This is a genomic window from Arcticibacter sp. MXS-1 (genome assembly GCF_041902385.1).
GTDB lineage: Bacteria > Bacteroidota > Bacteroidia > Sphingobacteriales > Sphingobacteriaceae > Arcticibacter.
This window is the reverse complement of the sequence record NZ_CP169244.1, coordinates 756185-768684: the sequence shown is the minus strand read 5'-3', so window position 1 is coordinate 768684 and position 12500 is coordinate 756185. Positions and strand designations below refer to the sequence as shown.

The following is a 12500-nucleotide window of genomic DNA, read 5'->3' as shown; positions in this document are numbered from 1 at the left end:
GATTGAAAATAGAATGATTTTACAGATTGCCACCAGGAACAGACAGGGCTGGTGCTGATGGCAATTTACAACGAGTTTGAGGTATTCAAAACTTTGGTGTCCGGATTTTTTTAAAATAGCATGAGAGGGAACGCCCGCGACCGGGAGTTTCGTTTCTAAATAGGATCTTCTACATGCGCGTGAGTTGCAGGGGGCGGGCGGCCAGACGCTGAGGCGGTTTTGCCGTATTGGTCTCCCGTTTTGCCTGTCTGTTAACGTTGCCTTTTTGTATCCCCTTTCCCTTTTTCTTAACCTTTCTTCCATACCAGACAAGAAAGCCGGTTATGGGGAGGCTCGCCCCTATAAGCGAAGCCAGGAAGGCCAATACCTTGCCGGGAAAGCCGAGGATGCTGCCGACATGGATATCATAATTCATCTTCCGGAGCTTCCCTCCAAAGTTTGCTTCCTGATAGGATTTGGCGTAGATGTCTTCTCTTTTGATCTCTTTTACTGTGTGCTGATCGAAGGTATAGCCCTGACTGTCATAAAACTGGCCTTTGCTTGGGTATACCGAAATATTGATCACCCCTTTTGGGTCAGAAGTATCGGCGAAACTATAGTAGAAGCCCATTGACCTGGGGTGACGTGAAATGGCTTTTTGCCAGGCAATGTCCATCGCCTCTTGGGGAGTGTAATGTTTGCCCGCCTGCAGGGAGTCGGATTCAAAGTTTCTGAAATTAGCCATTTTCTGCCCTCCGGTAGTGACCCAGTAAAGTCCGTCACTGTACCATTGAATGCCGTAGACCATTCCTGTAAGGGCAATGGCTGCAAGAAATAACAGGGAGTAGAATCCGAGCACGTTATGGAGGTCGAGATTAAGTCGTTTGAAAGAGGCTCCCCACTTTATTTTGAAGCTTTTCTCGCGGGTAGACTTGTTCCATTTCCTGGGGTACCACCAGATGAGACCGGTAATCAGGAGAACGACAAATATGAGGGTACCGTAATTGACCACTGGTCTGCCGATCTGGAAGGGCAGCCAAAGGAAGCGGTGCCCGTTCAATATGAACCTGAAAAAGTCGGTCTCTCCCTTTTTTCTGACTTCTGTGCTTACTACCTCTCCGGTGTACGGATTGATCTTTAACCAGGTGCCACCGCTTCTGCGGTCGCGCTCTCCCGGCGATTTGAGAATGAGGTTAATGGTTCTGCCTTGCTGATAGTTGGCGTAGGACGGTGTCATTCCCGGAAACTTCTCCGACGCTATAGCGCTGAGCTGCGAGGGACTGAGCACCGGTTTATTCTGGTACTCCACCTTTGTCTCGGGCTCCAGAAGCGCTGTGATCTCTTCGTTGAACACCCAGATGCAGCCGGTGACACAAACTATGAAGACAATGACACCGGAGATCAGTCCGAGCCAGAGGTGGAGCCAGTTATTGATCCTTTTAAAGAGCGAATCTTTTTGTTTCTTCTTGTTGCCGGGATTGAACTTTGCCGTTGTCATTGTTCCTGTTTATAAATATGATGCAGGGTGAGAATCTCGTTTCTTTTATTACAAATGGTGGATTGCCGTGATCGGTCCGCCTTCCACATGTAATCCCTCCCGGGCTGTGTGAGTAGTGGCGTCTATCTTGTACACACGGCTTGTTCCGTCTTTTAGATTAATGCCCACGTAGGCGGTACGGCCATCCTTGGGGCTGTAGTTTTCTGTGCAAATGCTGTTTACGGCAGCCATTTCGGGGAGGCCGGTTACTTTGGTGAAGGTTTTGTTCACCACGTTCACGATGGCCAGGGTCTTCCCTGCTACGTAAGCGCCCTTCTCTTCCTTCGTTGCACTGTGAACAAGGAAATTGTTGTTCCCCAGATACAGCCAGTTGGTGACGTTGTATCCTCCCGATGCTGCCTCAACATCGAAGTAATAAGATTTGTCGAACTCTGTAGTGCCGGCCTTAATCCTGGTAATGGCAGAGGGCTTTGTTGAGGTGATCACTTTATTCTTGACCGCTACGGACGAGGAGAACGCATACACATCGCCATTTTCAGCAAGGGAAAGTCCATCTGTGAAATATCTGCCGATGAAGCTGGTTCGGTCATCCCTTATAACTTTCTCAAGCTGCATCTGCGGATAGGAGAAAACGGCAACCCAGGCGCTGTCGGGATAGTCGGTCGCAAACGGTTCACCGCAGCAGCCTTTAATGGTGAAGTAAGGGGCATATACTTTATCGCCAACCTGCTTCACCCAGCTGAAGAAGGCCGACTCGCCTTTAGGGGCAAAGGCTTGCACGTCAATGGTGCCTTCTCCCTCAATGGAAATAGAATTGGTGTTTACACGATACCAGTTGGCAAGCGGACTGCTGATATTCCTGGGGATTTTAACAAGCAGCAGATCGTCTTTCACGGGAGCAAAAGCTTGGACAGTTTCCGTCTGGAAGTTCTTTACCTTGTTGAGTAGCCCCCCATCGTTCGTGTAAGTAGTAACGGCTCCCGGATTGCCTTGTCCGTACAGCATGCTGAAGAATTTATTGTTGTGCGTGACGTAGTACCTGTAGGTGCCATCCTGTTCGAGCCCGTTGCCCCTTGTCGAAACTTTTCCTGTGTCGAGACTGCCCACATTAAGCAGGTAATCGGCAACGCCTGTGGACGCATTAGGCGTCACCGCAAGGATATAATTGCCACGGGTACGTGAGGTGGTGTCGTCGTTCTTTGAGCAGGATGAGAGACCGGCAGCTACAGCCAGTGCTAAAACCGCTTTCGTAATGTTTGATTTCATGTTATTTGCTGTATTTAGTTGATGAAGTATCTGAGGTTGAGATAGAAGCCACGGCCTGGCTTTTGAAGACTGAAATTGTCGTAAAGAGGGGTGTCGGTTAAGTTTTTGCATTCTAATCCGACATTGTATCTGCCCTTGGCCAGCGTATAGACAAGATTCAGGTCATGTGAAAGCTGCTGAGGAACTTCCCGTTTCCCATCTGCTGCCTGCCTCCCTCCCTGGCTTGGCCAGTACAACCAGAAAGCGTGAACATACAGCAGGTTGTATGTTACATTGAGGTTGTTGCCTTTGCTCAGCACGTTTTTCAGGTTCACAGAGACGTCTGAATTTCCAAAAAAGTAGGGGATGTTCGGCATCCGGTCCTTATAGACGTTGCTCGGGATGGTATAATTCCCTTCAGCATCTTTCTCCAGGCGCTGCAGGTTGGTCAGATATTGGTAGGTAACAGAGGTTCCCGCAGAGAGAAGCTGTTTATAGGAATATCGGATATCGAGATCTCCTCCTACAGTCCGTACTCCATCCCGGTTATCAAGGGTGAGTTTCGTTTGGTTAAGATTGAACCTGCTGTAAATGAAGTCGTCGGCCTTCCGGTAGATCGCGTTGGCGTTCAGGTAGAAGTGGTGAGATCCGCTGACTGTGAAGCCATAGTTAATCCCGAGGTTGATGTTGTTGCTTTTTTCGGGGCGAAGTGATGCATTCCCCTCCAGGTTGATGAGATCTCCAAATACCTCATTTGATTCCGGGAGGCGGTTAGCGAATTCATAAGACGCCTTGAGCTGCAGATTGCGGGCTGCATAATACGACAGGGCAGCGCCATAACCCAGTCGGTTCAAGGAGTTCCCGTCTGAGGGGCCGGTCCCTGCCTCGTTCTTCTGATAAAGGTATTTTCCAAACACCGTAGCGCTCCAGTTATTGGGGAGATCGTAGCTGTAACCGAGCCCGAGTACGTTCTTCCTTGTTTTTTTCGGTTCTCTGAATTGAGTACTCGTTGGGTTTACATCGTCGTGTCCCTTTCTGGTAAAGGTGCTAAAGACGTTGCTTAAGGCGAGCGAGTGGTTGTCGCGTAAACGGTAGTTCAGCATAGCCGTGGCCAGTCCATTGTTGTTCCGGTATTTTGAAAGGGTTTTACCCCCGCTGCTCTCTCCGTTGCTGCCGGCAGATTTGTAGTTTCCAAACCAGTCATACCTTCTGCTTGCCGTATCAATGTTCCGTTCGTTCCCGAGGTTATAGTTAGCATTGATGGTGACGTCGAGACCCTTGATCAGGTTGTTCTTCTTGTATTTCAGCGACGGCATCAGAATGTTGCCCCGGGTATGCCAGGCTCCGAAGACGGTGGTCATGCGCGCCCCTGTCTGTATTTCGCGGTAGTTCTTTCCGGCGGTGAATCCTAGCAGGAGCTTGTCGGCATATTTTTTCCCGACGAGCCCAATGCTGGCGATCACTGTCTCATTGTGGTACTTGTCGTGGAACCGGCGCAATGAAGCTTCAGGGGCATAGACTCCGGTGTTTGGATCAGAGGCCTCTACCTGTACCTTGTAGTCATTATCAGAGTAATTCTGAAACGCATTGAGCTGAAATGTCAGACCTTTTTCGGAAGTGACGGCAGCATTTAGAACACTGCGATGGGTGTTAAAGGAGCCGTAGGAGTAGGAGGCGTCTATGTAATTGCGGTATCGGTCGTTCGTGACAATATTGATCGCTCCTCCGAGTGCGTCGGAGCCGAGCCACATAGGGACAACGCCCTTGTACACTTCTACCCGGTCGGCCAGGTTGATTGGGATGTTATTGATCTGAAAGGAGGATCCGAAGTTGTCCATTGGAATGCCGTCAATGAAGAAACGGATGCGATTGCCCGAGAAACCGTTTAGCGAGAGGTTGAAGTTTGATCCGACACCTCCTGATTCACGCACCCTAACCCCTGCTACACGGTCGAGTGCACCCGAAATATCAAGGGTGGTGTTGTACAGCTTTTTGGCGTCGACGGCCGTTACGTTGAACGCCTGCCGGTTGGTCTCCTGGGCAAGCGTACGACCGTTGATTGTAACGGTCTCCATTTCTTCTGTACTTTCAGTTAGGTGAAAATCGAGGTTTAAGTCTTGTCCCGCCGTTACGGTGATGTTTTTTTCTTCGGTTTTAAAGCCCATCGCCTTAACCCGAATGCTATAGCTCCCCGGCTTTACGTTTTTTATCCTGTAGTTGCCTCTGTGGTCGGAGACTGCCCAGAACTGGGACTTTTGAAGTGTGACTGTGGCAGCCGGGACGGTCTCTCCCGCAGTGCTTTTAAGATGCCCCGTGATGGCAGATGTTGGGGTCTGAGCGTGTAAAGAGATGACGTAAGTGCACAATACACCTATCAGCAAAAATTTGTTAATTTGCATTGCTTTTAGCTACGATTAAAAGTGACCGGGAAACCGGCGCCACACGGGTCCGAACCGTGTGGCATTTTTTTCGATAGCAAAAGTATGTTTATTTAGAATAAATACAAATAAGGCCCGGATCTTATTGTCTCGGTAACGGGTTTGTTACGAACAGGATATTCAACTACTTCCGATACATGTCTATGCAGGTCGAATCCCGCCCATCGCGATACCGGTAAGGGCTCCTGTATATTTCCGGGTCATAAAGGCTCCATTTTTCGAGCCGATCGTTCCTGAAGTATAACCAGTACTTTTGCATCCCCATGCGCCTATTATACCCGCTATACTGAACGACCTCCATGACAGAACCGTCCGGCTCTTTTCTGGCCTGGATCACATCATCATACGTTGGGCCTAACATCTGGTTGACTTCGCTCTTTGTCATTCCTATCTGTAAAGCCCCCATGTTTAGTACGCTACAAGAGGTGATAAGCAGCAGCATCGTGCATGCGATGCTCAATTTTAAGGTTGTTCTCATTTTGTAAGGTTTTAAAAGTGTGTGATAGAATGTGCGTGCTTATAATAAAGTTAAGCTTCTTTACAGAGTTTTCAAGTGGAAAAAAATTTATTGTTCAGAGATTTCAGGCAGGTACATTTCGGCGGATTTATCTGCATTGATTTTCACCGACAGGAAGGCGGGCTTTACCGAGTTCTGGACGGGCTTAGCCTAAAGATCATTGGCGGGCGGCGGGGCTGTCTCTATCTTTGATTCAACAAAACGATAATAATTTAAAAATCAAAGACATGAAAGCTCTTACTACACTTACCGCCGCCGCTTTACTAGCCACTGTATTTACTGCTTCTGCTGACGAAAGAAAAGAGGCAAGGAATGAAACTGCTGCAATTTTAATGAAAGCTCCTGCTTTTGAGTTTGGCACTCCCGCAGATCTGGTAGATGCTGAAGTTGAGAAGCTCAAACTCGCTGCTTTTAAGGCGCCTGAATTTGTTTGGGGATCAGCTGATGATGCTGCTTCAATAAGGATCAGTGAAGCAGATATGAAGTCGGCTAGCTTCACCGCACCTGCTTTTGTCTGGGGGACATCTGAGGATGCAAGTACACCGGAAGTGGAGCTTCTTAAAATGGATACGCCGGCTTTCGATTGGGGAACGGCTGATGATGTTGCTACATTGGATGTGGAGCTTCTGAAATTTCAAATGCCTGCTTTCAACTATGGAACGCCGCAGGATGTAAACGAAGAGACGATCTCCTCATTGAAGAAGTAGACCGTCTCTTATCGTGATGCTGATCAGGAATGTTCTTATTGCTCGCAAATCTGTTTGAGTTTATTGAGCGCCAGAGGCCATGCCGATGAGAAGAACTCCTGATATTCTTCTGTGCCTGTAAGCTCCACGGTCAATCGCGTACCGCCGTTCTCCTCATCGTACGAATAGTTTTCATACGCTTCAGACCAGGCTTCTGCCTCAGATTCCATGCCGGAACCTACAACGCCATCGTAGTTGATAGAAACGAACTTTCCGGGAATGTTCTCTTTAATATGTCCTCGCATACCCATTGCTTCTCCATTTTCGTGGAGAGCCAGAAACTTGATCTCCGATCCTTTCTCCCAGGACCCTTCGAAATAGGAGCCGGGACAAAAGGCTTCCGTCCATTCCGTATAGTGTTCTTTGCTGAGCATTGCCGTGTACACCTTCTCTGGAGGAGCCTGAATGAAAATGTCAAAATTGAACTTCACCAGGCGATGTTTCTTTTCGACAAAGGTCTTGAAGTTGTTGAGGATCGACTGCCAGCCTTCACGCTGCTGATCCAGCGAGTGCGTGTCTTCCGCTTCAAAGCTTTCTGAAATATGAGTTTCCTGCCCGACCTGGGCGAAGGAAATAGCTACTTTACGCCCGTCATCCATTGTGTAGGTCAGCAGTTCATGCGGCCTTACGTCATCGAATGTCCCGGTGAAGTCGAACCCCGTACTTCCGTCTTTTGCTTCCATGCGGTACCTAAACCTGCCTCCCGGCTTCAGTTCGTGCCCGGCTTCCGGAGTGTGCCAGTCGGGCGAAGCAGAGTTCCATTTGACAATGGAGCTTGGGCTGGTCCAGTGTGTCCAGACGGCCTTTAGTGTGGCCTGTATGGTCGCCTCAACTGTAATGGTCGGTTTAACAAGTGTTTCCATAATGTTCTGTTTTATTGGTTTTTAAATCTTGTTATTGGTTGACTATGTAAAGTTAAGGCTTCCTGTAATGGTTGATGGGAGGTAAACCGGACATATTAAGGGGTAAATGCGACAGGATATGAAAGGGGCAGCAGACCGGCACGTGATCCCCAATGGGATTTTGCTTAACCAAATGTAGGGCGTCTAACGCGATGTATGACGGTAGAGTGGTATCCTGAACGGGATTTTGCTTGACCCTGACAGTCTAGGGTTACTGAAAACAGGAATACTATAAGCTTTCTATCTCTTCAGGAGTCAGCCCGGTAAACTTGCTGATCTGAACAACAGGGATTCCGTCAGCCTTCATGGCACGGGCGATACTCCGTTTTTCTTCGCCCCGGCCTTCTTGTAAGCCTTCTTGCAAGCCTTCTTGCTTGCCTTCTTGCCGGCCTTCTCGCCGGCCTTCTTGCCGACCTTCTTGGAGGCCTTCTTGCCGACCTTCTTCCCTTCCTTTCTTCTCCACATAGGCAAAGGCGTTTTGGGTATCCCATTTTGCCTTTAAACTTGCTTCATATGCCATACGTTCCTCCTTCGATAATTTGGATACTTCTGCTATACTGAAAATCTTCTGAAAGACCCGCTTATCTAAAAATGCTGGAAGCCTGTCCATTTTGTGCATATGCTTGAGCAGGTACATCCATTTGTCGCGGCTACTTTCCAGTACATATCCTTCTTTTTCAAAGTTACTCAATTCCAAAAATTTAAAACCGAACTTATTGTAAAATAGTTTGCCGTTTTCCTTATCCCTCAGGGCAATATCGTGAAAATACTGTTCTTTTTGGTTGTCGTCCATCCTGAACTCAAGTATGCCGATCAGGTACACTGCCGGCAGTTCATATCTGTTCGTTTCTTCGCCTTTCGAAAGGAGTCGCTGAATAAGCCTTGAGGTATAGTAAAGAGCCCTGTCTTTGAAATACTCCTGTCTGACGCGTTGCATCTCAATAATAAAGTGCTCATTATTGCGGCCCCGGCAATTTAGATCGAACAGCACCCGCTTGTCTGTGCCTTCATCGCCATCGTACTCAGTGGGCGTAAAGTGGAGGTCTTCTATGTGTCGTTCTCCGTCAAACAGGTCATTAAGAAATTCAATCAGAATGTCTTTTCTGGGCTCTGAACCGAAATAATAGCGAAAACCGTAGTCTGTAAGCGGATCTATGAACTTTGTAGTGGACGGCTGGAGATGATTGGTCATAATCAAAGATACGCATCGGGCATCAACAACGATCTGAAAAGTAGGTCCACCTTTCAAAATCAAGACAAAAAATGCAAGCTCTTCTGCTAGTTGAAGTGATAGAGAGCCGACATACGTTTGGAGATGAAGGTGGTCTGGAGGGAGATCGTGAGCGATCGGAATATCCGGGTATGTTAGTTTGTGACACTCCTATAGTGAAGCTTTCTCCGTTCCTTTGGAATTTTCTCTCAGATACCCGCCAGCAGTTCTTCGATCTCTCGCTGTATTTCTACTCCCTTGTCTTTGTTATACCACTTCTGCAGCTCGTTTTTAACGGTTTCAAAGTCTGCTTTCTCAGACGTGAGCTTCTGGTAGACTTCCTGGCATTTCGCCGGACGCGGTCCCCATACTGCCAGGTCTTCGCCCTGAGCATTGCGTATGATAAGCCTGGGAATTGACTTGGTTCCGTTTGTTAGGTACTGATTGATCCGGAAGGGTTCAGCGTCTCTAAGCTCGTAGTCGACTTGAATCAGGGGATTCAGCGCCGCAATCTTTTCGAGGAAGGGAACGATATGCGCTGCATCACCGCACCAGGGTTCTGTAATGACGATCCATTGCTGAGGCGACTGGATGGCTGCTACAGTACTGCCAATACTTTCTGTTAGAATACCGGTTTTTAACCATCTGTTTAACCTGGTCCAGTTTAGAAGTGTGTAGTTGCTGTAATCGGGGTTGTCGTAGGGCGCAGGCGGAGCGGGCGCTTCTATAATTTGTTTAAAGTACGTTAGGTATTCCTGGAAGATCATATCTGGATGTTGTTGCGGCAATATAGCAAGCTCCGGTCCAAGGTTCACCAGTGAAAAGTAAAATGTGTAGCGCTTTGCACCGGAAATATGTCCAGCACCTCCGCGGAACTGCAATTCTGTTACGCAGTTCTTTACTTTTTGACTTAAAGGACGTAAATAGTTTGATCAATAACGCACACCGGACTAATGGGTTGGATGTGCGTTATTGATAAGGTTATTAATTACGCACCAGGTTTAACGACTGTTTCATTGGTTGCCATTGCGATATAATTTTCAGTATCAAAGAAAGTGGGTTCATCGGGACGAACCTTTGTTAGATAATTTTCTGATGTGAAGAAGGTGTTGAAATCCTCAAACGAGTCAAACGAGATTTCTACTACAGCATCGTATAAGGGCTTAGGAAAACTAATTTCAGACAAACTTATTTCATTACATACCCTACAGCAAGTACGCACAAATTTGTGCGTACTTGCTATGACAATTGATTGACTAAGCGATGTACAAGAAGAAAATTCCTGTAAGGAAGGATTGTGGCCTGCACGTATTTAAGGAACTTTTGGATGGAAAGTGGAAACTGATGCTGATCTATTACATTTCAGATGGGGTAAAAAGACCAGGTGCATTACAAAAGAAAATAGCGGTAGACAGGCGGGTAATGAACAAGCAATTGGACGAATTGGTAAAGCATGGCTTTGTTGATAAATTTTCTTTCGATACAAAGATTCCTAGAATTGAATATCGGTTAACTGATTTGGGAACTAGTCTGTTGCCTTTAATAATCAGTTTGGAGAGATGGGGCGAAAACAATAGAGCTGTTTTGGAAGCAGCACTCAATGAAAAAAATGAGTAAGTCACCATTATGCCTACACTATTTACTAAATAAGTCACGTATGATGAGTTATTTTTCTTCCTAAAGGAAGTGCTAGAGAAATTCATTAACATTTTAAAAGCTAATTAAATTCAAAGAGCCCGCAGTTGCTTTCGTCCACCTCGTTGAAGCATACTTTACATAAGATAAAATAGCTGCTGCCTTTTCTCAAAGGGGGTATTGATGCCGTTTTGCGCATCCATAAAGGGCCCGATCGACAACAGCGCTAAACGTTCCTTAAAATACTCTAAGCGCCTGCAAAGTTTCAGAGCTATCATTGTAATAAATACAATATTATTAGCCGGGATATGTTTATTATTGGACGTTATTATTCATGAGCCAGTTACCCAGCAATCCCTACTTTCAGAAGTTACTTGAATTATTAAATATTGAACGCGCCGAAGACCTTCGCTCCTATAGGGAGCTGACCTCTGTTACTTCGCTAGCCGACAGGAGGATCAGCGGTCTTTGCTGGTATCCTGTGGCTATCAGGAATACCGAGTTTGGCAGGGGAGATTATCTGAGTGTGGAGGTGGAGAGGACGACGCATCAGGACCTGGTGCATCAATTCCGGTTTGGGGGCTCGGTTGCCTTATTCTCTAATCATGATCCTCATCGCGACCGCATAGAAGGAACGGTGGTTCACCTTAACGGAAATACCATGAGGGTTTCTTTCCGCGAGGATGAACTGCCCGAATGGGCTGGCAAGGGCAAGCTGGGTATGGATCTTCTGTTCGATGATACGAGCTACGATGAGATGGAAAAGGCGCTGGAAGGGGCTGCTGAATTGTCAGAGGATCAAAAACAGGGGCATTTGATCCGGGTACTTACGGGACAGGAACAGCCTGCTTTCAAATCCTTAAGTGGAGACCAGTCCTTCAACAATCTGAACGCCTCTCAGCAGGATGCGCTGCACAGGATACTTGCAGCAGAAGATCTGGCTATTGTGCATGGCCCGCCGGGGACAGGGAAGACTACCACCCTCATCAGTGCGATTACCGCGCTTCTGCAAGAAGGGGAGAAGCAGATCCTCGCCGTGGCGCCAAGCAATGCGGCTGTGGACCTCCTGACGGAGAAGCTGGCAAATGAAGGGGTGCGCGTGGTCCGGGTGGGAAATCCGGTCAGAGTATCTGAAGGGCTGTCGAAACTTACCCTCGACAGCCGGATGGAGGAACATCTCGGGATGAAGGAGGTACGGTCATTTAAGAAACAGGCAAATGAGCTGAGGAATATGGCTCAGAAGTACAAGCGGAACTTCGGTCATGCCGAGCGCGAGCAGCGTAAAGCCTTGTTCACGGAGGCTCATCGTATTTTGAAGGACGCAGGCGCTACTGAGCAGTTTATTATGGAGGATGTGCTGAATAAGGCACAGGTAATCACCGCTACCCTTGTAGGGGCAAACCATTATACGGTGAGGGATAGGAAATACGATACAGTTGTTATTGACGAGGCGGGACAGTCGCTTGAGCCTGCTTGCTGGATACCTATATTGAAGGCTCGGAAAGTGGTGCTGGCGGGAGACCATTTCCAGTTGCCCCCTACCATTAAGTCGGATAAAGCAGCAAGAGAGGGTCTGGCCGTAACCTTGCTGCAGAAATGTGCCGGTGCCTTCCCTCAGGCCGTTGTACTGCTCAATGAGCAATACCGGATGCATGAGGCGATCATGGACTATCCTTCAAGAGTTTTTTATAATGATCGGCTGAAAGCTCACTCTTCTGTTGCCGGGAAGTTATTACATGCTGAGGACTCTCCTTTGTTATTCGTTGACACCGGTGGCTGCGGTTTTGAAGAGAAGCAGGAGGGGTACGCTATTTCAAACCCTGAGGAGGCCGACTTTTTATTCAGACATATGGAGCAGTATCTGGAAGAACTGGGGAATCACCATTCTCTGGAAAGTTTTCCTGAAATTGCCGTTATCTCTCCCTACAAGGAACAGATATCTGTGTTGAAAGATAAATTGCTGCAGGTGAGCGGACTGGAGAAGTTCCTGGCGAAGATCGCTGTTAATACGATCGACAGCTTTCAGGGGCAGGAGAAGGATATCGTATACATTAGTATGACCAGAAGCAACTACGATGAGAATATCGGCTTTCTTGCAGACATAAGGCGTATGAATGTGGCTATGACCCGTGCTCGCAAGAAACTGGTGGTCATAGGGGATGGTGCTACTCTCTCAATTCTTCCTTTTTACTCTGATTTTATTTCTTACTCAGAGGGTATAAGCGCTTACAAGAGTGCCTGGGAATACTTATAATCCCCTGGCGCTCCTGCTAACTGGCGGGCCTAAAAGAACGTCCGACCTGCTTTTGGCAAATTGAAAGCTGGTCAGA

At 47.6% G+C, this 12500-nt stretch carries 11 protein-coding genes; 3 read left to right on the top strand and 8 right to left on the bottom strand.

Going from position 1 to position 12500, the window contains the following annotated elements:
- Nucleotides 1-169: 169 nt before the first annotated feature.
- The 4 genes from ACES2C_RS03320 to ACES2C_RS03305 all read right to left on the bottom strand — a co-directional run bounded on the left by ACES2C_RS03320 (nt 170) and on the right by ACES2C_RS03305 (nt 5638).
- Nucleotides 170-1477 (bottom strand): PepSY-associated TM helix domain-containing protein, encoded by a 1308-nt coding sequence (locus ACES2C_RS03320; RefSeq protein ID WP_374165593.1) that lies wholly within the window; start codon nt 1475-1477, stop codon nt 170-172.
- A 48-nt stretch (nt 1478-1525) separates the two neighbouring features.
- The gene (locus ACES2C_RS03315; RefSeq protein ID WP_374165592.1) at nt 1526-2743 is read right to left on the bottom strand and encodes a DUF4374 domain-containing protein; all 1218 of its coding nucleotides are present in this window, start codon (nt 2741-2743) and stop codon (nt 1526-1528) included.
- Between the two features lie 14 nt (nt 2744-2757).
- A complete protein-coding gene (locus ACES2C_RS03310; protein WP_374165591.1) occupies nt 2758-5121 on the bottom strand; it encodes a TonB-dependent receptor domain-containing protein in 2364 nt (787 codons plus the stop codon).
- A gap of 163 nt (nt 5122-5284) precedes the next feature.
- Nucleotides 5285-5638 (bottom strand): hypothetical protein, encoded by a 354-nt coding sequence (locus ACES2C_RS03305; protein WP_374165590.1) that lies wholly within the window; start codon nt 5636-5638, stop codon nt 5285-5287.
- Between the two features lie 266 nt (nt 5639-5904).
- On the opposite strand from ACES2C_RS03305, the gene ACES2C_RS03300 reads away from it, so the two are divergent.
- Nucleotides 5905-6384 carry a hypothetical protein gene (locus ACES2C_RS03300; RefSeq protein ID WP_374165589.1) on the top strand — a complete coding sequence of 160 codons (480 nt, stop codon included), beginning with the start codon at nt 5905-5907 and terminating at the stop codon, nt 6382-6384.
- Between the two features lie 35 nt (nt 6385-6419).
- Here ACES2C_RS03300 and ACES2C_RS03295 read toward each other — a convergent pair whose 3' ends face one another.
- The 4 genes from ACES2C_RS03295 to ACES2C_RS03280 all read right to left on the bottom strand — a co-directional run bounded on the left by ACES2C_RS03295 (nt 6420) and on the right by ACES2C_RS03280 (nt 9757).
- On the bottom strand, nt 6420-7286 hold the full coding sequence (locus tag ACES2C_RS03295) for an SRPBCC family protein (protein WP_374165588.1): 867 nt from the start codon (nt 7284-7286) through the stop codon (nt 6420-6422).
- 268 nt (nt 7287-7554) lie between these two features.
- The gene (locus ACES2C_RS03290) at nt 7555-8517 is read right to left on the bottom strand and encodes an Rpn family recombination-promoting nuclease/putative transposase (protein ID WP_374165587.1); all 963 of its coding nucleotides are present in this window, start codon (nt 8515-8517) and stop codon (nt 7555-7557) included.
- A 227-nt stretch (nt 8518-8744) separates the two neighbouring features.
- Nucleotides 8745-9302, bottom strand: coding sequence for a thioredoxin family protein (locus tag ACES2C_RS03285; RefSeq protein WP_374165586.1), 558 nt, complete (start codon nt 9300-9302; stop codon nt 8745-8747).
- Nucleotides 9303-9523: 221 nt separating this feature from the next.
- The gene (locus ACES2C_RS03280; protein WP_374165585.1) at nt 9524-9757 is read right to left on the bottom strand and encodes an EthD domain-containing protein; all 234 of its coding nucleotides are present in this window, start codon (nt 9755-9757) and stop codon (nt 9524-9526) included.
- A 41-nt stretch (nt 9758-9798) separates the two neighbouring features.
- Here ACES2C_RS03280 and ACES2C_RS03275 point away from each other — a divergent pair, with 41 nt between their 5' ends.
- Both ACES2C_RS03275 and ACES2C_RS03270 read left to right on the top strand, forming a co-directional pair.
- On the top strand, nt 9799-10152 hold the full coding sequence (locus ACES2C_RS03275) for a winged helix-turn-helix transcriptional regulator (RefSeq protein ID WP_374165584.1): 354 nt from the start codon (nt 9799-9801) through the stop codon (nt 10150-10152).
- Between the two features lie 352 nt (nt 10153-10504).
- The gene (locus tag ACES2C_RS03270) at nt 10505-12424 is read left to right on the top strand and encodes an AAA domain-containing protein (RefSeq protein ID WP_374165583.1); all 1920 of its coding nucleotides are present in this window, start codon (nt 10505-10507) and stop codon (nt 12422-12424) included.
- Nucleotides 12425-12500 lie beyond the last annotated feature (76 nt).